Below are 23,650 nucleotides of genomic sequence, written 5' to 3' on the forward strand. Positions count from 1 at the left end.
TAAACTCGCTATTCGTCTTCTGCTTCTGCTTCTGCTTCTGCTTCTGCTTCTGCTTCTGCTTCTAGTGTGTTATCTGCTGTGCTAGCCTCTTTATCAAACTCAAATTTTGCTTCTTCTTTCTCATCGATTTCATCCGCTTCTTCGCTCTTTTCCCAGAAGCTTATCCAGTCGATCATTTGCTTGGAACTAGTTACAACCCAGCCCCCCATAGAGGAAAGCGAGTCAGAGAGATCGGCAATGGCATTTTTAATTTTTCCATCATCACAGGTGCCTTCTTGTTCAATCCAATGCACCGTATTACCCGCTACGACAATTGAACCAGACACGACAGCAGAAACCGTAAAAACAGCCCCCATTAGGATTAAAATAGCGGCAGCACCATCGCCATGTATGGAATTTAAATCCCCCAGATCAGAGCCCACTACATCTATGGTTAATTTCTTAGTGGCTAACTCGCATTTTGGCTGTTGAAACTCATGCGTTTTAGGCACCATGATGCAGCCAGATAAAAAGCTAATTAAAGTGAAATAGGTTAATACTCGTCTTATTAACATTCGTTTCTCTATCTGCTCTCAATGTTTTATTTAGCTTAAATCAAAACGCATATTTTTCCTATTTATGTCTTTTATATTAACAAGTTAACTTTAAACCTAACAAAACATCCATACTTGAAATAAATTCGCTTATCGTTCGATAGTTTTTTCAAATCAAGATTCTGTATTAATTAAGGTGTTCACTATTTAAGCTATTTTAATCCCTTCATGTGCTGATTAAGTGATCATAAAACGCTTAAAAGCTAAGGGAGATATCATTAACAATGCATAAAAGGTGACCATTTTGATAGCGAATATTAAAGATAAAATAAGGCGCTTACCTAGAGTTTTGGGGCTAGGTGTGACGACATTTGGATTAGCTTTAGGGCTTAACTTTGCAAGTAAGATACAAGCACAAGAAATCTCTCTGACAACAACAGATTGGGCCCCTTTTTATGGTAGTTCTTTGGATCGTGGTGGCTTTGTTTCTGCCATAGTGGCGGAATCCTTAAAGGCTTCAGGTCATACCAGTAATATTGTTTTTAGTGATTGGACACAAGCCTTTGAGAAAGTAAAAGTAGGCGAGAAAGACATGCTGGTTGGGGCGTATTTTTCCGAAGAAAGAGCAAGGGATTTCCATATCTCCATTCCTATTTATTCTTTGATGACAGGCGTCATAAAAAAACAAACATTCCCACTTAACTTTGTTAACTCATTCGATGAGTTAAATAATTATAAATTAGGGAAAATTGAAGGTTCGGTAGTGGGAAAAAGCTTTGATGCATACTCCTTTAGTAGCCTAACAGGTTACCCAGGTGTCGCTGATGGTTTGAAAGCGCTGGATCAAGGACAAATTGATTTATATATCGACAGTGTAGCGGTGGTAAAGCAAGTTGCCACAGATTTAGGCATGGATTCATCACAGCTGCAACTGGTACAACCGCCCTTGGAAGAAAATGATCTTTATGTACTAGTATCTAAAAATATCCCTAACGCAATTGAACTAAGGGACGCTTTTAATTCGGGCTTTATTAAAATTCAAGCCAATGGGACTTATGAGGCTATCCTAAAAGACTTCAATCAAATCTAATCTACTCGCTTAATGCCAAGGAGGGCATAATGATTTATCGCTGGCCAGTCTTGCTCTTCCTTAAGGCCAATACTCCCTCTATTTTTAACAAGCTGCTTTTCACCGCTATTTAATCACTTCCCTAGGCTTTATAATGGCCAAAGTGATAAATCAGTCGAAGCAAGGTCAATACATGAAGAAGTCCCATAAAGCCGCATTACTTTGTACAACCGTATTTCCAGGTGCCGGTTACTTTATGCTAAAAAAGCCTATTCGTGGTGTTATTGCATTAGCCATTGCTCTGGGTACCCTCTTCTTCATCATGAAAGAAGCGATGTTTAAAGCCAATATCATTGCTGAGCAAATTTTAGCGGGTCAACAAAGCTTTGACCCAATACAAATCACTGAGCAACTGCTCCATGGGCCTTCCCTGTATGGCCCTGAGTTTATCAAAACCCTGACTTATTTCATTGTTGCAACTTGGGTTTATACCGCCATTGATTGTTTTCGTCTTGGTAAAGAATTCGATAAAGCCCCTTTATAGGCTTATGAGAAGAACATCAAACAAGGCGTCACTTTGACATAATCTAGATACCTTTGAGAAGGAGCAACGCAGAGTAACGCTTTTTCTAAAATGCCGTACAGGTATTATGAAAATGCCGTACAGGTATTATGAAAATGCCGTACAGGTATTATGAAAATGCCGTACAGGTATTCTGCAAAGACCCGAAAGGCGTGCCCCAAAACCTTGTCTCTTGATGCGCTTATCAACAGATATCATTATTAAATTACGCCCCCTCACCATAAATCTAAGTGCTTTTATTCACATACTGAAGTGGGAGGGCTTTATCGTAGGCGTATAAAGATCAAGATAAAAAAATGACGCATCAATAACCTTTCAGCCCTTCGCCATTATTTCTGAGCACATTTATAATTTCACTTTTTAATACTATCTTTTATCTGCAGCTGCTTTATTTAATGGCTCTCCAGCCGTAGGGAGAAATATTTAACAAAGCCAATATTTTCTAAAACACTAGGAGCTAAAGAATGAAAGCTTTATCCGTGCTACTACTGATACTTGGCCTAGGTTTTGGCCAACTCAGTCAAGCAAAAACAATATCTTTAACCACCACAGATTGGGCCCCGTTTTACGGTTCTAAACTAGATGATGGCGGTTTCATTGCCGTTATTGTTCGCGAATCATTAAAAGCATCGGGTTACGATTCAAATCTCGAATTTATTAGCTGGGGAGATGCCCTAGAACAAGTCAAATCAGGCCAAAAAGACATCTTAGTTGGCGCCTATTTTTCAGAAGAGAGAAACCAAGACTATCATTTCTCCCTCCCTATCTACTCAGTACTAACCGGGATTATCAAAAAAGAAGGTTTACCCCTAGACTTTTATAACTCCTTTGAAATGCTCGATGAATATAAGATTGGCAAAATAGATCAGTCTGTTGTGAGCAAAAGTTTTGATGCTTATCCTTTTAAAAACCTAACAGGTTTTATTGGCGTTGATGATGGGTTAAAAGCGCTAGATGCAGGTACCATAGACCTTTATGTTGATAGTTTTGCGGTCGCTAAAAATGTGGCAACAGACATAGGAATTGACCCCGCTTCACTGAAACTACTGCAACCCCCCATTGAAGAAAACCAACTTTATGTACTTGTGTCTAAAAACATTCCAGGTGCAATTGAGTTAAGAGATGCCTTCAACAAAGGCTTTGTTCAAATTCAGGTTAATGGCACCTATGACAAAATCTTGTCTCGTTTTAATCAAAATTAATATTTTATTTTGTTTGCCAAGGACGGCGAAACTCTCCTCTCAAATACGTTTTTTATCTCTTTTTATTAAATGATCGTTCAAATTTTAATCAAATACGACACCTATAAATCCAGCCAAGTCATTCTTACCTTTTTTAATGTATTCGCTAAAAACTTTTAGGTTAGCCTGCATGCAAATTAATCATAATAATTATTAAAGGAAGTGTATTAATGACGCGTTTACTCAAAACCTTGCTCGCAATTAGCTTGGTGATACCTAGCTTATCTCAAGCCCAAGACGTCTCACTGACCACCACAAACTGGGAGCCTTTTTATGGAGAAAACCTTGATCAGGGGGGCTTTATATCAGCTCTGGTATCCGCCTCTTTTAAAGCGTCTGGTTATCAAAGTGAGATCGAATTTACCCAATGGAAAGAAGCTATGGCGCAAGTCAAATCAGGAGAGAAAGAGGTGCTGATGGGTGCCTATTATTCTGATGAGAGAGCTCAAAACTACCATGTTTCTATTCCTATTTATTCGGTATTAACAGGGGTAATTAAGCACCAAAAACTCGACCTTGAATTCTACTCTTCGTTTGAAATGCTTAACCAATATAAGATTGGCAAAATGGAAGGATCAGTCATTAGCCAAAGCTTTGACGCCTTCCCTTTTGAGAGTATTCAAGGTTATAGCGGCGCGGAAGAAGGCTTGCAGGCCTTAGCCAGTGACAATATTAATCTTTATGCGGATAACTTATCTGTGGTGAAAAGTATTGCAGGGAAAATGGGAATGAATCCAAGTGAATTAAGCATGGTTCAGCCGCCAATAGAAAAAAATGACCTTTATATCATGGTGTCAAAAAATATCCCTAATGGCGAAAAAATTCGGGATGACTTTAATGCCGGATTTATTCAAATTCAATCCCAAGGTATTTATCAAGAGATACTAGAAGAATTTAATCAGAATTAACTAAGGACTGAGAAGAGGTGACTTAATCGCAGATTCCATAACTTTATAAAACGAGTTTAAATTTTTAATAAGGAAACCCGACCCTCTTTGCCATGGATGGCTTTTTATCAATTTTATTATCAACTCTTTATAGTTTTACTAACCACTTAAAAAATTCAACTTATTATAACTTTCAATGTTTTTATTATTTCATTACACTCAGGATCAGTTTTTGACACAAAAAGAGCCAGAAAGTGAGCCCAGATAGAAGTAAAATCATTATTTTTTAAACTTCTGATAGGCAAACCGTCATAAACAAGGCAATATATTAGCCTTATATGAAATAACTAAAATGGATAAAATTAGTAAGGAATGCTCAATGCCTGAATCAGTAACCACTGACAACGCCACTCATCATGACAAAACTCATACAAATAAGATTCTCCCCTTTGAATTTCGCGGCCAAGGTTTTGAATATTTTAAATTATGGGTTGTTAATGCGCTCTTAACAGCATTAACTTTAGGTATTTACTCCGCTTGGGCCACAGTTAGAAATAATCGTTATTTACACTCAAATCTATATTTAAATAATACTCACTTTCGCTATTTAGCTACGCCGATACAAATATTAAAAGGGCGTATAATCGCTGTTGTCGCCTTGATCATTTACATGGTTACCTTGCAGTTTAAGCCTACTCTTGGTGCAATATTAGGTATAGCGCTATTCATTGCTATTCCTTACTTTGTTAATCAGTCTTTGGCATTTAATCGTCGCATGACGTCTTATAACAATATTCAATTTCGCTTTCATGCAACCTATTGGCAAGCGGTTATGGCAGTCATTATTTGGCCATTGCTTGGGGTATTAAGTTTTGGGCTTTTATACCCTAAAGCCTATAAAGAAATGAACAAATACATAGTCAACCACTCATCTTACGGTACAACTCAATTCCACTTTAGCGCCAAAACTTGGGATTATGGTAAACCTGCATTAATTGCTGCTGCAGTGATGCTGGTTTTTGGCTTAGTTGCCTTAGGTGTCATTAGTTCGGCTCCGGCTTTAGTCGCTCTTCTACCTCTTATTATTCTGCCAGTTTACCTAGTGCTCATTATCTTTGCGATCGTCACTGTAAATAATATCTTTTATCGAAACCTGCATATTGAAGAGCATAATTTTAATGCCAACTTCACCATGCCGGGTTTATTTAAAGTCATGTTAATTAATGTGCTTTTAACCATTTTGACTTTGGGCCTTTATTTACCTGCAGCAAAAATTCGTATGATTAAATATATGGCCGAAAACATTCGACTTGAAGCTAACGGTTCCCTTGAGAATTTCTACGCTGCCTCCTCACAAAATGTGGGCGCGCTGGGTGAAGAAATGGGCCAAGCCTTTGACTTTGGCGTTTAGCCTTTATCATTTAGAGACGTTAGAAAATGACAATTAAGGGCTATTACCTTGATGGCAAATCATCAAAGCGCCATGAAGCAAGCTTAGAGCTCAATAACCATAACGGCGTAAAGCTTTACATTTATGGTCCCGGTGCTGAGCACATAGGTAATGAGTTAATTAATTTCGAGGCGGGCTCAATTAAAATTGAGTCCCGCATTGGTAATACTGCCCGTGAAATCATCTTAGAAAATGACCAGCTTTTTATTAGTTATGATAATGAAGGGGTAGATTCACTGGCTAAAACCCTTTCTTTGACGCGCTATCAAGGCTCCCTACTCCATAAATTCGAATCAAACCTAAGCACCATACTGATCGCTACCTGCGCTTTAGTGGCCATCATGTTTATCAGCGTCGTATACGGTATACCTAAACTAACAAATGCAATTGTTAACAATTTGCCTGAGGTTATAGAAACTCAATTTGATCAAAGCCTGACTCTTCTAGATCATAGTTTTTTAGAGCCAAGTGAATTATCGCAAGCAGAGCAAAGCAGCCTTAGATACTTAATGAAGCCCTATTATAAAGATTTTGAACATCTCAATATCAAAATAGAATTTCGCTCAGGTTTTGGTGCAAATGCATTTGCTTTGCCTGACGGCACTTTAGTATTCACCGATGAATTTATCGCGCTAACCAAAAATGATGACGAAATCATTTCGGTACTTTTTCATGAAATAGGCCATTTAAAGCACAAACATATCTTAAAGCGATCCATTCAGGCTTCTATCATGACAGCCTTTATATTAATGGTCACAGGGGATCTTGATACATTAGATATAGTGACGGGGCTGCCTAGCTTATTAGCCGACCTGACCTATTCTCGTGACTTTGAACGAGAAGCGGATCAGTTTGCGTTGGAGCAACTTACCTTGGCCGGCATTAACGTGGAAAACTTTGCATTAATTATGGGGCGCCTAACCCAAAGCCAAAGCCATACCCATGACACAGAAGAAAAAGGAAAACTTTCAAAGTTAGGGAGCTACCTCTCAACTCACCCAGACCCAGAAGAGCGTATCCAAACGATTTTGGATTATAAAGAAGCGCATTAAGCCCTCTTGTTTATTCTCTTATCTTTATTAGATAAATACTCTGAATAGATGCTCTTGATAAATGCTTTTAATAAAAGAGCGGCACAAAAAAGCCCGAGCCAATAAAGGTGTTCGGGCTTTTTTGTGCTTTGCTCGAAGGTTTAGTCTTTTAAGAAATTCACTATCCATTGAGTCATCAAGATATCGTCCACATCTTGCTCTAATGAGGCTTGTCCCTCTTCAATCACATCATGAGGGATGCGGTCTCGACGGGATTCCATTAGGTCATTGGAATAGGATTTTGAAAACTCAGGATGCCCTTGTACACACAAGAAGCAATCGCCCACACTGTACATATATGCTGGACAGAACTCACTCGCAGCAAGCACCTGACTGTCCTTTGGTAATTGCACCACTTGATCTTGATGGCTCACTATCAGTTTCATTTGCGCTTTAGCCGGTTTCATCCAAGCTATTTGCTGCTGATTGCCATCAAGCACTTCATTGACAGAAACCCCTACACCCCAGCCCTTATCCGATTTCACCACCTGACCACCTAGAGCTTTTGCAATAATCTGGTGACCAAAGCAAATACCCACTAGCTTTTTGTTGGCTTGATAGAGCGTTTGTACAAAGCCGATCAAGTCCATAATCCAAGGTAAGTCATCTTCAGCACCAAAACGGCTACCTGTGGTGACATAGCCATCAAAAGCGTCAATATCCTCTGGATATTCACCTTCAATGACGTTGAAAACCGTTAATTCAATACGGCTATCAATTTGAGCAAACAGTTCCCTGAACATAGCCGGATAATTGCCATGCTTTCCTTGTAGCGCATCAATCACAGAATCACATTGTAATAATCCAATCTTCATCTAAAGCATCCTTTATGGCTGCAGCTTACAAGGTGCTATAGCACACCTTGTACCGCATTTTTAAATAACTGGCTGTATTGAGCTTCGGTAAAGCTAATTGGATTACCGCCAGCAGAAGGGTCTTCTGTGGCCATACGCCCTACTCGCTCTGATTTTTCTTCATCTATGCCAATTGCCGCGAGTGTATGCGGAATACCTAATTGTTCACGAAGATCTAATACCCATTGTAAAAAGGCATCAAAACTGCCTTCTAGGCCAATATAAAGGGCTAAACGAGACAATTTTTCGGCAATGACTTCTTGGTTCGCTTTAAGCACATAAGGCATCAAGATGGCATTCAATAAACCATGGTGAGCATCGTATAAAGCCCCTAAAGGATGCGCTAAGGCGTGCATGCCGCCAAGGCCTCGCTGAAAGGCGGTCGCTCCCATGGAAGATGACACCAGCATCTGCATTCTGGCATCTAGGTTATCCCCATTAGCAACCGCTTGAGGTAAGTACTCTTTGACCAAGCGAATCCCTTCGATCGCAATCCCTTCAGCCATTGGGTGATAGTAAGGCGAGCAATACGCTTCTAGGTTATGAGATAAGGCATCCATCCCTGTCGCAGCAGTAATTTTGGCAGGGAGCCCTTGGGTTAATACCGGATCCAAGATCACCACCTCTGGCAACATTTTTGGATGAAAGATGATTTTCTTCACATGGTTAACATCATCGGTGATCACAGATGCTCGCCCTACTTCTGAACCTGTACCAGAGGTCGTTGGAACCGCAACAATCGGTGCGATACCTGATTCAATCGCTTTACTCCAGTTATCACCCACATCTTCAAACGACCATAGATCAGCGGTTTGACCAGACATAAAGGCAATGGCTTTGGCCGCATCAAGGCCAGAGCCGCCACCAAATGCAATCACGCCGTCATGCTTACCTTCACGAAAAGCGACTACGCCATCATTGACGTTTTCACCGGTTGGGTTACCTTTGATATTGCTAAACAAACGGCAATCTAAACCCGCTTCAACACAGGCTGCGATAGCATCTGTCACCATAGGCAAGCTTGCCAGGCCTGGGTCTGTTACTAGAAGTGGCGCTTTCATCCCAAGAGATTGGCATGCATCGGCCAGTTCGCTAATGCGACCAACACCAGCGCGAACCGCTGTCGGATAATTCCAGTTCATTGTGTATTGAGAATATGTCATAAAAAGCTCCGACTAAGGCAGTTTAATGTGGAAAGATTTTGGACGAGTAATATAGTCATACCCTAGAGATGACAAGGTGCAGCCCTTACCTGAGTTTTTCACCCCAGTCCAAGCGAGCGCTGGGTCTAGGTAGTCACAGCGGTTGATAAAGAAGGTGCCTGTTTCAAGGCGTTCACCCACTGCAATACCGGCTTCTACATCTGTGGTAAACACACTGGCAGTCAGGCCAAACTCACTGTCATTCATTAAGGTGATCGCCGCTTCGTCATCGGCCACTTTTTGAATGCCGACAACAGGGCCAAAGGACTCTTCTTGCATAATACGCATAGAATGATCCACATTGGTCAGTACTTGTGGTGCTAGGTAAGGCGTGCCTTTTTCTGCCATGGCAAAAGCTTTGCTATCAATATGCGCCACTGCACCTTGCTCTATGGCTTCGTCTATTTGGCCTTGAATAAAGTCAGCAGAGCTTGCTTTAACCACTGGGCCCAAGGTTGTGCTTTCATCATCAGAGCGACCAAGTACATAGCCATTTACCAATGCCACTGCTTTTTCAACGAACTCATCATAGACAGACTCGTGCACGTAAATACGCTCAATACCACAGCATGACTGGCCTGAGTTAAAGAAAGCGCCATCAATGGCAGTATCTACCGCTTGATCAATATTGGCATCAGCGCGCACATAAGCAGGGTCTTTCCCCCCTAACTCAAGACCCGTGCCTTTAAAAGTACCAGCTGCGGCTTTTTCAACCATTTCACCACCCGCCACAGAACCCGTAAAAGCAACATAATCCACCTTATCAGAGGCGATAATGCTTTCTGTATCAGCATGAGATAAATGCAAATATTGGAACACACCTGCTGGTAACCCTGCTTTTTCAAAGGATTCAACCATACGTTCTGCACATAAAGGCGTTTGCGCCGAATGCTTAAGTACCACAGCATTACCTGCCATTAAAGCAGGCATAACCGCATTAATCGCCGTCATAAAAGGGAAGTTCCAAGGGGCAACCACAAATACCACACCTAAAGCTTCACGTTTGATGTAGCGAGTAAAACCCGCTTTCTCTTCAAGCTGCAACGGCGCTAGCGCTTCTTCTGCTGCCCCTATCATGTAACGGGCACGTTCTTCATAACCCCCCACTTCCCCTTGGCTATAACGAATAGGACGACCCATTTGCCAAGTTAACTCTTTCGCAATCACGTCTTTGTTCGCCACAAAAGCATCAACCGCAGCCGTACAAATTTGCGCACGTTCTGCCACGCTTTTTGCGGACCAAGCTTGCTGCGCTAATCTGGCTTTAATTAAGGTATCGTCTATTTCATTAGTTGCGGCTAAAGGGCGCTCTACATAAACCTCACCATTGATCGGTGAGATGGTTTTGATCATGTTTGTCATTCTAATTTCCTGTATCCAAAGCGGTTATGCTCTTAACTAAAAAGATCTGAATTTCAACTCAAAATAGGTGAATCTCAAGCTGATTAAATAATTTCGAAGTAACGTTCCATTTCCCAATCGGTAATATGACGGCGAAACTCTCGTTCTTCCCACTCTCGGGTTGCAGCAAAATGCTCAACAAAGGTTTCCCCAAATAAGTCTTTAGCTGCGGCGGAGTGCTTCAGCCTTTGTGCAGATTCCCATAGGGTACGAGGCAGCGCTAATTCTGGCGAATGGGTTTGCTCATAGGAGTTGCCTTTGACTTGCGCTTCTGGCTCTAGTTCATGCTCTATACCATAAAGACCAGCACCTAAAGCGGCCGCTAGAGCAAGATAAGGGTTGGCATCAGCTGAACCTAAACGGTATTCCACCCTTTGAGATTTTGGCGAGCCTGGGATAACTCGAAGTGCCGTGGTTCTATTCTCTACCCCCCAAGTGGCATCAGTCGGTGCCCAAAAACCAGGAATCAAACGGCTATAGCTATTGACGGTTGGCGCGAACATCGCCAGTAATTCAGGCATAAGACGCTGCTGGCCTGCAATAAAGTGGCGCTGAACCTTACTAATATTGTGTTTATTATTGGCATCATAAAAAGCTGAGCTACCATCAGCACTATTTTTCAGAGAAAGATGAATGTGGCCACTTTGCCCCGGATAGTCACCGGACCACTTAGCCATAAAAGTCGCCATCATATTATTACGTTGTGCTAGCACCTTCATGAAGGTTTTAAAGAGCGCTGCTTTATCCGCTGCTTTGGTCGCATCGTCTACCGCAAGAGCGGCTTCTAATACACCTGGCCCCGTTTCTGTGTGCAAACCTTCGATTGGGAAATCCATTAGCTCCCCCATCCCCATGATTTGCTGGTACAACTCAGAATGTACTGAATTGCGAATGACGGAATAGCCAAAGAAATCTGGGGTGATAGGTTTTAGGTTACGAAAGCCCTTTTCTCGAATGGAGTCTGGGGTTTCATCAAACATAAAGAATTCATACTCAAGCGCCGCAAACGCATCAAAGCCCATGGCTTTGCCTTTCTCAATCACTTTACGCAGGGTGCCACGTGGACAGACCTTTTCAGCCTCATCGACAAACTCAGCAATAAAAAGCAATTGGCCAGGCTCGTCCACTATGTCACGACAAGTATGAGGTAATATGCGCACGGGGGCATCTGGGTAACCTGTTTCCCAGCCTGTTACCTTGCCATTATCATAAAGCTGATCCTTTGAATCCCAGCCTAATACAACATCACAAAATGCAAAACCACTGTCCAATGAAGAAAAGAACTTCTCCTTGCTCATGTACTTGCCACGCATAATGCCATCGATATCGAATAAACCCACCTTCACATGGCTCAAATTACGTTCATCAATGATGCGCTTAGCATCTTCAACTGTTTTCACATCTTTTGCATTTAACATAATGTCGTACTCTTGTTCGAAATATTCTTTTTAGGACCTGTCTGCTCACCATATTGGAAGGGCAAGCGACGCATTTAACTTCTTTCAAGAGTTAAAAGAGCTCATTCTAAGCCCTCTTAACCAGTACTCTAGGTACATCCTTGTACTGCTTTCCTCATTCAGAATTCGCTTTATTTGTTAGTTTTAAACCCTTAGCTCAGCTCTTTTTCAGCATTTGCAATGGCTTCAAACTCTTCTTCTGGTGCCTGTGCTACAAGATGATGACGGCTATATAAAAAGAAGTAAGCCACCATGATGCCGTAGAAAACAGCCGACCACATCGCCGCTTCTCGGCTCACTAGGAAGGTTGAAATAAAGGCGATAACCGCTAACACACAAGCAATACCTGAAGTGAACACGCCACCAGGTGTTTTATATGGACGCACTAGATCAGGCTCTTTTACTCGCAAGATAATGTGAGACAAGGTCATCAGGGCATAAGACAAGGTGGCACCAAATACCGCCATGGTGATCATCAAATCACCTTCACCGGTTAAAGACAGCAAGAAACCTATAATGCCAGGAATGATTAACGCTAAGGTCGGCACCTTGCGTTTACCTGTCAAAGACAAGAAACGTGGCAAGTAACCAGCACGAGACAAGGCAAATACCTGACGAGAATAGGCATAAATAATAGAGAAGAAGCTGGCAATCAAACCGGCTAGACCTACTAGGTTAACAAAGGTTGCGACCATGGAGTTTTCACCATAAACCGCCTGTAACGCACCAACTAAAGGCGCCGCATGATCTTTCATCAAGTCTGCGCTAGAACCACCTGGCGCCAATACCAAGACTAAGCCACCAAAAACCAACAAGATCACCATGGCAGTGATAATGCCTTTTGGTAAATCTCTTGCAGGATCGGTAGCTTCTTCTGCCGCAAGCGGTACACCTTCAACCGCTAAAAAAAGCCACATAGCAAAAGGAATAGCTGCCCAAATACCAATATAACCTTGAGGAAGAAACGCACTGGCACCAACGGCACTTGAGTTAACCGAAATGTCCATCAGGTTGGCCACTTCAAAATGCGGAATCATACCGAGAATAAATGCGATAATGGCAAGGGCGGCGATAGAGGTGATAACCAACATGATTTTTAGGGCTTCGCCAGCACCAAATAAATGAATACCAATAAAAATCACATAAAAAGCGGCATAGACGCTTGCCCCATCCCAGCCAAATAATTCATTACAATAGCCACCAATAAAGACTGCGATCGCAGCGGGCGCAATGGCGTATTCAAGTAATATGGCGGTGCCGGTTAAAAAGCCCCCGGTACGACCCAATGCGCGTCTGGCATAACTATAGCCACCACCTGCAGTAGGCAATGATGCAGAAAGCTCTGCCAATGATAAAACCATGCAGGTATACATGATTCCCATAATAACAGTGGCGATGAGCATGCCACCAAACCCCCCTTGCGCTAGGCCAAAGTTCCAGCCGGCAAAGTCGCCTGAGATAACATAAGACACCCCAAGACCCGCAAGCAATATCCACCCTGCGGCTCCTTGTTTAAGTTGCCTTTTTTGAAGGTATTCTTTGGCTACAGAGTCATAACCTAGTGCGCTATTACTGTCTGACATCTTGCTATTCCTTTTCCAATAATTGTTGGGATAAAGCGATAGTTCTGATTTTCAAATAGCGATTCAATTGCGAAAAATTGAATACCTTTCGATAGTAAGAGATTATTTTTAGGCTCTGCAAACACCATCATCTGAAATAAATTCGTACTATTAAAAAAATTAATAGTGTCAAAATATTTCTTTTAAAAACAATCACTAACAGAGAAAAAGTTTCCAATAAGAAACTCACTCAATCACAATTTGACCTTCCAACCAGGGCAAGTGCGCCCCTACTTCCTGTAAAAACTTCTCTTTTAAAATCGCGCGACTGTCCTTGGCAATCGTCTTAGGTAAATCAAGCAATTCATTGTTTCTTGCGACCAAGGTTAGGGCCCTCACAAAGCTATCTCCTGGTAATGGTAAACATTGAACCTGATGCATCTTGATACCAGATTGAAACAAACATAATGGGCTGGTAATAGTCCAACCAGCACCTGCTGACACCATGGAAGCAATCGCATAGGAGTTGTCGAGCTGTAAGCGCATTGGGGGCTCTAATTGAATGCGCCTTAAATACCTTTCTATCGTTTGTCCTATCAAGGAATGCTCTGAATAACGCACAAAATCTAAATCTCGACAGAGGCTATTTAAATCAAGCTGTTTCACCTTATAGTCATTGGGCAGGGCAATAATGAAAGGCTCACGTAAAATGGGAAAACGGCACAAATCAGGATGATCCTCTAGTGCATCGTCAGATAAAATAATGTCTAGCTGATGAGATAAAAGCCCGTGGGCATGCATATGAGAAGAGCCGGTTTTGATACTCCACTCTCTGGTTCTATGCTTTACCGCCTCTAGAATAGGGCCACCAACAGCCGTCACTAGGGAGTCAACGATAGCGATATTCACTTGCCTTAGTTGCTCATAATTTTCTTGCTTGATATCACGGCTGGTCTGAGCCGCTTCTTTTAATAAGTAAGACGCCCTATCGTAAAAAAAACGACCTGCAGAGGTGATAACCAAAGGTCTCACGCTGCGATCAATCAGCTGGGTTTTCAGGTTGGCTTCTAAACTTGAGAGGGTTTGCGAGATAGAAGATTGCGTCGTACCAAGCCGTTCTGCCGCTTGTGACATATTGCCTGTTTCTGCCACTAGCACAAAGACAGAAAGTGCTTTTAAATCAAACCCTAAGTTAATATCCATCTTGTTAACCTTTTACCTAAGAGCCAACATCATGCCCGTCACACATGCGTCTCGCAAGTCCTAGGGAAGATGCGAAGAAGCCCACCTGCCTTAGCGTGTGAATGAAAGTACTGAGGTTTATGACTTGAGGCGCAACTGATACTAGGTTTTAGCGCAAGGTGTTAGGGAAGGTACGAATAAGCCACCTCTTCTCAGTCTTATTCGTACCTTCCTTAGCTAACATTAGATGATTCATGGTTGAAATTTGGCATAACTTAGTCACATTAAGCTTATAGCCTTATTGATATATGACGTTTAAAAAGTAGATGGAAAGCGAATTTGTTAGTCTTTTTTGTTTGTTTTTTTAGATTTTTTTAGTCTTTTATAATAAGTCTTTTAAAACGGGTTCCATTAGCCCATAAAATGACACCTCAATAAAATGAGACAGAAAAAGTTCGCATTTCTCCTTTTCTTCCCTTATCTTGGCTGATTGGTCAAAATAAGATTAAAGCTAATTTTAGGGTCATTTAAGCTTACGAATCATGAACTTAGATTTACACTTTATTGACGAAGGCCCCTCGAAAAACTGTAATAGAGCGGATTTTATTGTGAACAACTTGTTAGGTTTCGTTATGAGCACTCAGTCATTCAAGGTTTTAACAAAAAGCTTTTTGAATCAAACGTTTAAAAAAAATGTTTTTTACACGCTTGTCTGTACCGCCTCATTTCTGCCTGCTAATTCGCTTTTTGCAAGTAGTATCAATGACGAAAGATTACTCCAGTCGTTAATAGATAGAGGCATCATTTGTGCTGAATCAAGCCCATCTGAGCAGCAGCAAGCACTGCAACACTATCTTCAGAAAAAGATGCAAAAGAAAGCAAATAACAAGCCGCCAAAGGTGGGTGACAAAGCAAATGAAAAAACAGTTTGTCAGCCCGCTTCACAACAAGTTAGTCCCAATAAAATCAATTAAGTTTCTGATTCCAGTAACAAGTTGGTGTTTTTTGCACGTCAATTAGACCAACTTTATATAAAGGACTAACGAATGATTCCGGTTAAAACGACCCTGATAGCGGCTTCGGTTGCTATCGCTTTATCCAGCATGCCTTCTCATGCTCAACCCGTTGCGGATTTGGCTATCGCCAATGAAGACAAACTTGCTCAAATGCTCATCAAAAAAGGTGAGTTAAGTGCGGATGCTAGCATCGCTGAACGCCGTGCTGCGGTTCAAGCTTTACTAGAACGCAAGCGTAAAGGTGGCCAAATTGATAGCCATGCTCCTGATAAAAAAATGCTTGAGCAAAGAGCTCGCGTATTAAAAGCCATTGGTAAAAACCGCGGTCACAAACAACTAAGAAGTACCGCGTTAACTGAGCCAGAAATGCGTACCGACAAGGTGTTAGCCCTACTGATCGATTTCCCAGATCTGCCTTGGGACGATAACGGTTTGACATCTGAGCATACGGAAATGCTTTATGATTCTTACAGCACTGATCACTATCAAGACCTGCTTTTCTCAGGTGAAGGCTACACTGGCCCTAACGATGAAAATCTAATTTCAATGCGCCAGTACTATCAAGACGAATCAGGTGAAACCTATTCTGTCGATGGTGCTGTATATGGTTGGTATCGTGCGACTGAAAAAGCCGCTACTTATGGTGGTAACTCAGCAACCACAGATAATGATATCAACGCGCAAGGCTTGGTCCGTGAAGCACTTGACCAACTCGCTCAAGATCCAAATATTAACCTTGCTGATTATGACTTAGAAGACAGATACGACTATGATGGCGACGGTAACTACCGTGAACCTGATGGCATGATTGATCACCTTATGGTGTTTCATGCATCGGTTGGTGAAGAAGCCGGTGGTGGTGTCTTAGGTGATGATGCGATTTGGTCCCACAGATACAACCTAGGTAATGTTCACGCTCTTTCTGGTACATCAAGCGGTCTTGAACGTTTCGGCGGTGAATATGTCGCCTACGATTACACAATGCAGCCTATTGATGCCGCTGCCGGTGTATGTGCTCACGAATATGGCCATGATTTAGGTCTACCTGACGAATACGATACTCAATACACAGGCAAAGGTGAGCCAGTGTCTTACTGGTCTATCATGTCCTCAGGTAGCTGGGCAGGTAAGATTGGTGGTACTCAACCTAGTGCATTCAGTGCTTGGGCAAAAGTCTACTTACAAGAGTACATGGGTGGTAACTGGATCAATGACCAAAGATTCACCTTAGAAGAGCTGACTGATAACCCAACGCTTGTTACTTTGAATCAAACAGTAGATAACAGCAAAGACAACCTAGTGCGTGTTGATCTACCGCTTAAGCAAGTTGACGGTATCGCGCCTTTTGAAGGAGCTAACCATTATTACTCTGACAAAGGTGATGACTTAAATTCATCTATGTCCGCTTCTTTAACTGTGCCAGCTGGTGAGAGTGTTAGCTTACAATTCAAAGCTTGGTTCACTATCGAAAAAGACTATGACTTTGCGCGTGTCCTAATTAACGGTGAAGCCATTGCCGGTAACATCACCACTATGGATGACCCATATGGTACAGGTCTAGTACCTGCCCTATCTGGCTCTTCTAATGGCTGGGTTGATGCTGAATTTGATGTTACTGCTTGGGCAGGCCAAGACATCACATTAAGCTTTGAATATGTGACAGACGGCGGCCTAACAGAAGAAGGTTTCTACCTAGATAACCTAAACTTTGTCGCGGACGGTACCAGCACGCTTATTTCTGATGCTGAAACTGACAATGTATTTAGCTATAACGGCTATAACATTAACCAAGGTTTCCACACTGCAGAGCATTACTACCTTCTACAATGGCGTAGTCATGAAAGTGTTGATGAAGGCCTAGCTAATATCAAGCGTATGGGACAAATCATGGACTTCCAACCAGGCCTATTGGTTTGGTATGTTGACCTATCTAGCTCTGATAACTGGGTTGGTAACCACCCAGGTGAAGGTTGGTTAGGTGTGGTTGATGCTGACCAAAATGCGCTACTTTGGGCTAATGATAATGCCATTGCCCAAACTCGTTATCAAATGCGTGATGCGACCTTCTCTTTGCAGAAGCAAACACCTTTCACTCTGACAGCAAGTGATGGCAACCAACTGATTGATAACAATCTTGAAGGCAACCACTACTTCTCAGATGATCAAGACTATAGCTCTCCTCAAGCACCAGATTCTGGCCGCTTATTAACAGAGAAAGGTCTGTCGGTTGAGATCGTTGAACAAGATAGCAGCAACAAATACGCGATTATTCGCCTCAATGTTAAAGGTGAAGAGCCAACTGAGCCTGATAATATTGCCCCCGTTGCGAAAGCGAAAGTGAAGCAATTTGGTCGCCTTGTTATGCTTAAATCTAAGAGTAAAGACGAAGACGGTAAAATCGTTTCTACTACTTGGACACTACCTAACGGTAAAGTGAAAAAAGGACGCTTTGTTATCCACGTTTTCCCAACAAAAGGCGAAAAAGTGGTAACACTAACCGTAACTGACGATGACGGTGCCGTAACGACAAAAGAGATTAGCCTTAATCTTTAAGTCTTAAACGCACAATAATCTAGTGATACAATAAAGCCATACACCTAGGTGTATGGCTTTTTATTTCAATGACGCTTCTAGATAATAAAGCATTATCTTAATTATTAATTTCTCATATAAACAAGGCTTATTATTCTATTAAGTAATAAAAAATAAATAAATTTTTTACATTCAATAATAACTTAAAAGCTTTAATCTAGAGCTCAAGCCTTTATTTTCAGCACCTGCCGTCATTTCAATTAAATTCAAACCACTATTCTCACCGAACTCATTGTTCTAAAAGCTTTAATTTTGTACGACTTTTAAACACGACAAAATGAGGGGTTAGTGCATTTTGACTAGCCCATCAATAACAATTTGTTTACAATTCGATCGTTTTTTAACGCTTTATTACATTTGAAATATAAATGAAATATTAGATAAAGCTAATTAAAAACATTAACTAGTTGAAATGCTTAGGCTTTTTTACTGCCCCACACAATATTGATTAAACTTTAAACAAGAGAGCTTTGTTAATGAAATCAATTCAGTTAAAAATCTCACTCTTCACTGGTCTCGCAACACTTATTGCCATTCTTTGTCTTTCTGCATTTTCTATTTTGTCGACCAAAAGTCTGCAACATGAAGTTCAAGATAATACCCAAACAGTGTTTTTCAACTTATTCGAGAAGCAGCTAGAAGGTCGACTAAGCAACAGTGCGGAACATATCACCAACCTCTTGCAAACTGGCTTTTTGATCAATGAGGATCTAGCGCGTACTTTTATTAGTTTAAAAACAGCGGCTGATACCCAATTAGAGCAAGATAATCTAAGGGACAATTTTAATGGCATTTTGCAAAGTGCATTAGATAAGCGTCCAGAAGTCCTTGGGGTGTATACCCTTTGGGAAGAAAATGCCTTAGATAATCAAGATGATAAATATAAAAACCAAAGCGCGCTTGGTTATGATGAAAGCGGTCGCTTTATCCCCTATTGGACCCGCTCCAATACCGGCAGGCCTCAAGTAGAAGCGCTATTAAGTTATGACGATAGCAGCCGACCTGACGGCACAGACCGTGTTGGTGAATATTACCTTTGCTCTAAAGATAGCCATAGCAATTGCTTAATTGAGCCTTATATTTATCCAGTTAATGGGGTGGATACGCTGCTTACCTCTTTAGTGACTCCGATTATGATTCGACAAAAGTTTGTCGGCATTACAGGACTCGATATTTCATTAAAAAGTCTAGAAGGAATTGCCAAACAACTTAGCGACAAGCTATATAACGGTAATAACCGTGTGCTCATTATCAGTAACCGAGGTGGTATCGCCTCAGACAGCGACAAAAAAGAAACGGGCAATAATATTCGTAGCTTTTTACCAAGCAAAGCGTCACATATCATTGAAAACATGAACAAAGACACCTTTGAGTTAATCAATGATCCTGAAGATGAGAATTTTCAGGCGATGATAAGCATCAAGGTAGGAGCAGGTATCCCTAACTGGTCTTTATGGATCAGTGTGCCTAAAGCGGTTGTGCTAGCGGACTTAATCAAGCTAAACCAAGCAACAAGCGAGCAGCAATTCCAGCAAAACATTCAGTTCATCCTAGTGGGTCTAGTGATCACTCTGATCTCCATTGTTATCATCTGGTGGTTATCGAGCCAAATCTCTCGCCCCGTTGTTAAGCTAACTGGCTTTATGAAACAAGTGGCACAAGGTGACTTTACCCACAGGTTACAACATAGATCGGTTGATGAATTAGGCCAGCTAAGCGATGCCTGCAATCAATTCCTTGACCAGATTCAACCCCTGTTGAAGCAAGTCATCATTTCCAGTGATCAGATCACAGACAATGCCACTCAATCGGCGCGTATTTCAGCAGAAACCTTAGAGGGAGCGAATCAGCAACAAGGTGATGTGATGCAGCTGGCTTCTGCGGTAACCGAGCTAAGTGCAACCGCTCAAAACGTAGCAGACAATACAGTCACGGCAGCCGATTCAACTGGCAAGATGAAAGCCATTGCAGCCGAAGGGCAAAATGTCCTTAATAAAGCAAGCAGCTCGATTGAAGCCTTAGCGCAAGATGTTAAACACTCCAGCGAAGTCATCAACCGTGTGAGCCATGACAGTAAAGAAATACACACTGTTATGGATGTGATTCGAGATATCGCTGATCAAACCAACCTACTTGCCCTTAATGCCGCGATCGAAGCCGCTCGTGCAGGTGAACAAGGCCGAGGCTTTGCCGTGGTTGCCGATGAGGTTCGCTCTTTGGCAAAACGTACGCAAGATTCAACCGCTGAGATTCAAGAGAAAATTGAGCGCCTTCAAGCCAGTGCCCTAGAAGCAGTTAACTCTATGCAAGTGGGCAGTGAAAGAGCATTAGAGTCTGAATCAATGACAATGGATGCTAACCAAAAGCTGGTTAATATTATTCATAATATCGATGATGTTAATGATTTGATTATTCAGGTTTCCAGCGCTGCTGAGCAGCAACGAAGTGTGACAGATAGCATTAGTTCTAATGTGAACAACATCACATCCGTTGCCACTCAAACGGCCTCAGGAGCAACCAGTTCAAATGAGACGAGCCAGCAACTTGAGCTACATGCTGATGAGCTAAAGGAACTAGTGACCAAGTTTAAGGTTTAAACTTCAATTAAAACCAACTTCCAAGTAATTTTGTGGAGTTGGTTTTCATTTCCTTAAATAGTTTTAGCAAACAAGATAGCCTTAACCTCTATAATTAAACCGAAATTTATAATGGCTAATATACTAAAACTCACTATTAGTTTAGTTAGGCCACTTGCCCTTAGTTACCGTTTTTAAGACAACTGTATTAGAAAGTTAAGCTTTCTGGAAATTAAGTTTTCTGGAAGGATAAAAAAGATATTCTGGAAAGTAAAAAAGACACCTATAAGGCTAATATAAAAATAGCCCTATAGGTATTAGAGATAACCTAGTCAAACAAGAAGTTCACACCAGCAGAAAAACCAGTATAATCAATAGTATTTGAGCCTTTATCGTCGCTAAAATAACTAATATATTCAGCATAAATCTTTACATCTTCTGAAATTTCAGTATTAACCCCTAGGCCATAGGATAAACCAGAAGAATCTACAATTGTATAATCGCTATTACTAGAGCTTGTATATACAACATCAAAATCAGCCTCAGTAAAACCAACTAACGGGTAAATTTTAGTGCTTTTAGTTAATTCAAAATCATAACGATAGAAGACAGACATAGCATCAGATACTTGAAGAGTCTGTTCATCGCCAGAATGCGTAAACTCTTCACCACTCATGCCACTAGTAAGCCTTACTTCAAGTGCATGGTTTCCATAGACATAAGCACCTAAAGTTAGTTGAAGCGCTGTAAAATCAGCGCCATCAAAATCTGCAGTATTCGTTTGTTCAAATGTACCTAACTGGCCACCAGCGCCAATGTAAACCGTATTATCTGCAACAGCTTGAGATGATGCAACAACAATTACCGCAGTAATAAAATTCTTTTTCATTCTTTAAAATCCCTATTGACCTTTTATTTAATCGTTTCATACCTAATGTAAATATCTTTATATATCAATGTAATAGGCTGTAATATTTTATTATATATCTAAGGTATTCAACAAGACTTTCCTTCTTCTCACAATTTTTTAATCAGCTAAAATCTCGTTTAAAAATATAAACTAATCTTGGTTGATGAAACATTTCACAACATAGCCAGCTAATTCATTAGCAGAGAGTGTGATTTTCTCCATGCGATAAAAAGGTCACTAACATCTTTTCAATAGAATCGAAATTAATAATCATACAAACAGTCACGGAAATAAGGCACTTTATTTAAATTGAGAGTTTATAATGCCTAGGACTGAACTTTTATATGTTTTCTTCTTTAAAACAAAAAAACGCCGCATAAAGCGACGTTTTTTATCAACTATTTTTCAACTAAGAACTCATTTAAAAATATAAACTAATCTTGGTTGATGAAGTAGTTCACAACATAACCAGCAAGCTCTGCTGCTGGTACTGTGATTTGCTCCATAGTGTCACGGTCACGTACAGTCACTGGTGCACCTTCTTTTTCGATAGAGTCGAAATCAACCGTTACACAGATAGGTGTACCTACTTCGTCATGACGACGATAGCCTTTACCTACGTTACCTGTGTTTTCATAAAGAATACGACCTAGACCTAGTTTCTGTAGTTTGTTCTTCAGCTCTTTCGCTAGGGCAACAATCTCTGGCTTGTTCTTTTTAAGCGGCATGATAGCGACTTTGATCGGCGCTAGGTGCGGCTTAAACTTAAGCACAGTACGAGATTTACCATCAGCCAACTCTTCTTCTGTGTAGGCTTCTGTCATCACGGCCAATACACCACGATCAAGACCTGCTGAAGGCTCGATACAGAAAGGCACTTCCCACTTGTTTTCAGCCAAATCACGTACCGCAAGTTTCGCGGTAGAATCTGAGTTCTCTTTCACATTCGCTGTGATGCCGAACTCAGCTTGCGCTTTAGTGTGGGAGCCAAGATCGTAATCAGTACGGTTAGCAACCCCTTCAAGCTCTTCAAAACCATGTGGAAACTTGTACAAGATATCCACCGTTGATTTAGAGTAATGAGACAGATCATCACCTGTCACATATTCAAATTCGATATTTTCTTCACCAAGACCCTGATCTAGCCACCATTGCTTACGCAAAGCGACCCAAGTCTCGTGCCATTTTTCATCTTCACCTGGCTTACAGAAGAATTCTAATTCCATTTGCTCAAATTCACGTACGCGGAAGATAAAGTTACGTGGTGTGATTTCGTTACGGAAAGATTTACCAATTTGAGCGATACCAAAAGGCAGCGCACGAGAGGTAGAATCCACCACGTTTTTAAAGTTGGTAAAAATACCTTGAGCGGTTTCAGGACGAAGATAAGTATAAGACTCTTCATCCACCATAGGACCCACGTTCGTTTTAAACATTAGGTTGAAGTCACGTGGTTCAGTCACATCAGACGAACCACAGTTGTCACATACCTTGATGTCTTTCATATGGTCAGCACGCATACGCGCTTTACACTCATGGCAATCAACCATAGGGTCAGTGAAAGTATCTTCATGACCTGAATATTTATAAACAAGCTTGTTTTGTACGATAGCCGCGTCTAGACCTTCAACGTCATCACGCTCATACACCATGGCACGCCACCAAGCGTTTTTAAGGTTGTTTTTTAATTCCACACCAAGCGGACCATAATCGTAAGCCCCTTGCATACCACCGTAGATTTCACTGCCTTGGAAAATAAATCCGCGACGTTTACAAAGGGAGACGAGTTCATCCATTGTTTTAGCTGGCATTTCTAAACACACCTATATAGAAGTTAGTAAGTAAAATGAGACTCAAAGACGTTTTTCAAGATACGAAAGAGTCGATAGCCGCACATTGTACGCGCTGAGGGTTCTGGTCTCAATGCCAAGGCCGACTTAAAACCCGATAACCCCTAATTAGCCCCCATAAAAAAGGCCCTCTTAAAACTAAGAGGGCCAACGGAGGTTTAAGGAAGGCACGTCCCTTCCTTTACTTCTAAAAG

General features: G+C 41.4%; 18 protein-coding genes. 9 read left to right on the forward strand and 9 right to left on the reverse strand.

Annotated elements, in window-relative coordinates:
* Positions 1–8 precede the first annotated feature (8 nt).
* Positions 9–554, reverse strand: a complete 546-nt coding sequence (locus tag MED121_RS05860) for a hypothetical protein (RefSeq protein WP_009832709.1) — start codon at positions 552–554, stop codon at positions 9–11.
* A gap of 283 nt (positions 555–837) precedes the next feature.
* On the opposite strand from MED121_RS05860, the gene MED121_RS05865 reads away from it, so the two are divergent.
* The 6 genes from MED121_RS05865 (at position 838) to MED121_RS05890 (ending at position 6,815) form a co-directional block, all read left to right on the forward strand.
* Positions 838–1,623, forward strand: a complete 786-nt coding sequence (locus tag MED121_RS05865; RefSeq protein WP_242603179.1) for a transporter substrate-binding domain-containing protein — start codon at positions 838–840, stop codon at positions 1,621–1,623.
* Positions 1,624–1,756: 133 nt separating this feature from the next.
* Entirely contained in the window at positions 1,757–2,146 is a 390-nt protein-coding gene (locus MED121_RS23615; protein ID WP_009832711.1) for a hypothetical protein, read from the forward strand.
* Between the two features lie 503 nt (positions 2,147–2,649).
* Positions 2,650–3,387, forward strand: coding sequence for a transporter substrate-binding domain-containing protein (locus MED121_RS05875; RefSeq protein ID WP_009832712.1), 738 nt, complete (start codon positions 2,650–2,652; stop codon positions 3,385–3,387).
* Positions 3,388–3,596: 209 nt separating this feature from the next.
* The gene (locus MED121_RS05880) at positions 3,597–4,334 is read left to right on the forward strand and encodes a transporter substrate-binding domain-containing protein (protein WP_009832713.1); all 738 of its coding nucleotides are present in this window, start codon (positions 3,597–3,599) and stop codon (positions 4,332–4,334) included.
* Positions 4,335–4,692: 358 nt separating this feature from the next.
* Positions 4,693–5,724, forward strand: a complete 1,032-nt coding sequence (locus tag MED121_RS05885) for a DUF898 family protein (protein WP_050764534.1) — start codon at positions 4,693–4,695, stop codon at positions 5,722–5,724.
* Between the two features lie 26 nt (positions 5,725–5,750).
* On the forward strand, positions 5,751–6,815 hold the full coding sequence (locus MED121_RS05890) for a M48 family metallopeptidase (RefSeq protein WP_009832715.1): 1,065 nt from the start codon (positions 5,751–5,753) through the stop codon (positions 6,813–6,815).
* A gap of 140 nt (positions 6,816–6,955) precedes the next feature.
* Here the strand turns inward: MED121_RS05890 and MED121_RS05895 are convergent, their stop codons facing one another.
* The 6 genes from MED121_RS05895 to MED121_RS05920 form a co-directional block, all read right to left on the reverse strand.
* Positions 6,956–7,669 carry a GMP synthase gene (locus MED121_RS05895; RefSeq protein ID WP_009832716.1) on the reverse strand — a complete coding sequence of 238 codons (714 nt, stop codon included), beginning with the start codon at positions 7,667–7,669 and terminating at the stop codon, positions 6,956–6,958.
* A gap of 35 nt (positions 7,670–7,704) precedes the next feature.
* On the reverse strand, positions 7,705–8,871 hold the full coding sequence (locus MED121_RS05900; protein ID WP_036178809.1) for an iron-containing alcohol dehydrogenase: 1,167 nt from the start codon (positions 8,869–8,871) through the stop codon (positions 7,705–7,707).
* Positions 8,872–8,883: 12 nt separating this feature from the next.
* The gene (locus MED121_RS05905; protein ID WP_009832718.1) at positions 8,884–10,272 is read right to left on the reverse strand and encodes an aldehyde dehydrogenase family protein; all 1,389 of its coding nucleotides are present in this window, start codon (positions 10,270–10,272) and stop codon (positions 8,884–8,886) included.
* A gap of 83 nt (positions 10,273–10,355) precedes the next feature.
* Positions 10,356–11,729 carry a glutamine synthetase gene (locus MED121_RS05910; protein ID WP_009832719.1) on the reverse strand — a complete coding sequence of 458 codons (1,374 nt, stop codon included), beginning with the start codon at positions 11,727–11,729 and terminating at the stop codon, positions 10,356–10,358.
* Between the two features lie 191 nt (positions 11,730–11,920).
* Complete coding sequence (gene eat / locus MED121_RS05915; protein ID WP_009832720.1) at positions 11,921–13,351, reverse strand: ethanolamine permease; 1,431 nt, start codon at positions 13,349–13,351, stop codon at positions 11,921–11,923.
* Positions 13,352–13,576: 225 nt separating this feature from the next.
* Positions 13,577–14,533: a LysR family transcriptional regulator gene (locus MED121_RS05920; protein WP_009832721.1), complete on the reverse strand. Its 957-nt coding sequence runs from the start codon at positions 14,531–14,533 to the stop codon at positions 13,577–13,579.
* Positions 14,534–15,054: 521 nt separating this feature from the next.
* On the opposite strand from MED121_RS05920, the gene MED121_RS23620 reads away from it, so the two are divergent.
* From MED121_RS23620 to MED121_RS05935, 3 genes are all read left to right on the forward strand, one after another.
* Positions 15,055–15,486: a hypothetical protein gene (locus MED121_RS23620; protein WP_009832722.1), complete on the forward strand. Its 432-nt coding sequence runs from the start codon at positions 15,055–15,057 to the stop codon at positions 15,484–15,486.
* Positions 15,487–15,558: 72 nt separating this feature from the next.
* Complete coding sequence (locus MED121_RS05930; RefSeq protein WP_009832723.1) at positions 15,559–18,081, forward strand: immune inhibitor A domain-containing protein; 2,523 nt, start codon at positions 15,559–15,561, stop codon at positions 18,079–18,081.
* 515 nt (positions 18,082–18,596) lie between these two features.
* Positions 18,597–20,717, forward strand: a complete 2,121-nt coding sequence (locus MED121_RS05935; RefSeq protein ID WP_009832724.1) for a methyl-accepting chemotaxis protein — start codon at positions 18,597–18,599, stop codon at positions 20,715–20,717.
* A 307-nt stretch (positions 20,718–21,024) separates the two neighbouring features.
* On the opposite strand, the gene MED121_RS05940 is transcribed toward MED121_RS05935, so the two are convergent.
* Positions 21,025–21,585 (reverse strand): outer membrane beta-barrel protein, encoded by a 561-nt coding sequence (locus MED121_RS05940; RefSeq protein ID WP_009832725.1) that lies wholly within the window; start codon positions 21,583–21,585, stop codon positions 21,025–21,027.
* A gap of 455 nt (positions 21,586–22,040) precedes the next feature.
* A complete protein-coding gene (locus MED121_RS05945) occupies positions 22,041–23,417 on the reverse strand; it encodes a glycine--tRNA ligase (RefSeq protein WP_009832726.1) in 1,377 nt (458 codons plus the stop codon).
* Between the last annotated feature and the right edge of the window lie 233 nt (positions 23,418–23,650).

The organism is Marinomonas sp. MED121, from assembly GCF_000153025.1.
Lineage (GTDB): Bacteria > Pseudomonadota > Gammaproteobacteria > Pseudomonadales > Marinomonadaceae > Marinomonas.

Bases quoted from the DNA above. Each gene is read 5' to 3' on its own strand.
- MED121_RS05860 (WP_009832709.1), bottom strand. From the start codon at position 554: ATGTTAATAAGACGAGTATTAACCTATTTCACTTTAATTAGCTTTTTA.
- MED121_RS23615 (WP_009832711.1), top strand. From the start codon at position 1,757: ATGGCCAAAGTGATAAATCAGTCGAAGCAAGGTCAATACATGAAGAAG.
- MED121_RS05875 (WP_009832712.1), top strand. From the start codon at position 2,650: ATGAAAGCTTTATCCGTGCTACTACTGATACTTGGCCTAGGTTTTGGC.
- MED121_RS05880 (WP_009832713.1), top strand. From the start codon at position 3,597: ATGACGCGTTTACTCAAAACCTTGCTCGCAATTAGCTTGGTGATACCT.
- MED121_RS05885 (WP_050764534.1), top strand. From the start codon at position 4,693: ATGCCTGAATCAGTAACCACTGACAACGCCACTCATCATGACAAAACT.
- MED121_RS05890 (WP_009832715.1), top strand. From the start codon at position 5,751: ATGACAATTAAGGGCTATTACCTTGATGGCAAATCATCAAAGCGCCAT.
- MED121_RS05895 (WP_009832716.1), bottom strand. From the start codon at position 7,669: ATGAAGATTGGATTATTACAATGTGATTCTGTGATTGATGCGCTACAA.
- MED121_RS05900 (WP_036178809.1), bottom strand. From the start codon at position 8,871: ATGACATATTCTCAATACACAATGAACTGGAATTATCCGACAGCGGTT.
- MED121_RS05905 (WP_009832718.1), bottom strand. From the start codon at position 10,272: ATGACAAACATGATCAAAACCATCTCACCGATCAATGGTGAGGTTTAT.
- MED121_RS05910 (WP_009832719.1), bottom strand. From the start codon at position 11,729: ATGTTAAATGCAAAAGATGTGAAAACAGTTGAAGATGCTAAGCGCATC.
- eat (WP_009832720.1), bottom strand. From the start codon at position 13,351: ATGTCAGACAGTAATAGCGCACTAGGTTATGACTCTGTAGCCAAAGAA.
- MED121_RS05920 (WP_009832721.1), bottom strand. From the start codon at position 14,533: ATGGATATTAACTTAGGGTTTGATTTAAAAGCACTTTCTGTCTTTGTG.
- MED121_RS23620 (WP_009832722.1), top strand. From the start codon at position 15,055: ATGAACTTAGATTTACACTTTATTGACGAAGGCCCCTCGAAAAACTGT.
- MED121_RS05930 (WP_009832723.1), top strand. From the start codon at position 15,559: ATGATTCCGGTTAAAACGACCCTGATAGCGGCTTCGGTTGCTATCGCT.
- MED121_RS05935 (WP_009832724.1), top strand. From the start codon at position 18,597: ATGAAATCAATTCAGTTAAAAATCTCACTCTTCACTGGTCTCGCAACA.
- MED121_RS05940 (WP_009832725.1), bottom strand. From the start codon at position 21,585: ATGAAAAAGAATTTTATTACTGCGGTAATTGTTGTTGCATCATCTCAA.
- MED121_RS05945 (WP_009832726.1), bottom strand. From the start codon at position 23,417: ATGCCAGCTAAAACAATGGATGAACTCGTCTCCCTTTGTAAACGTCGC.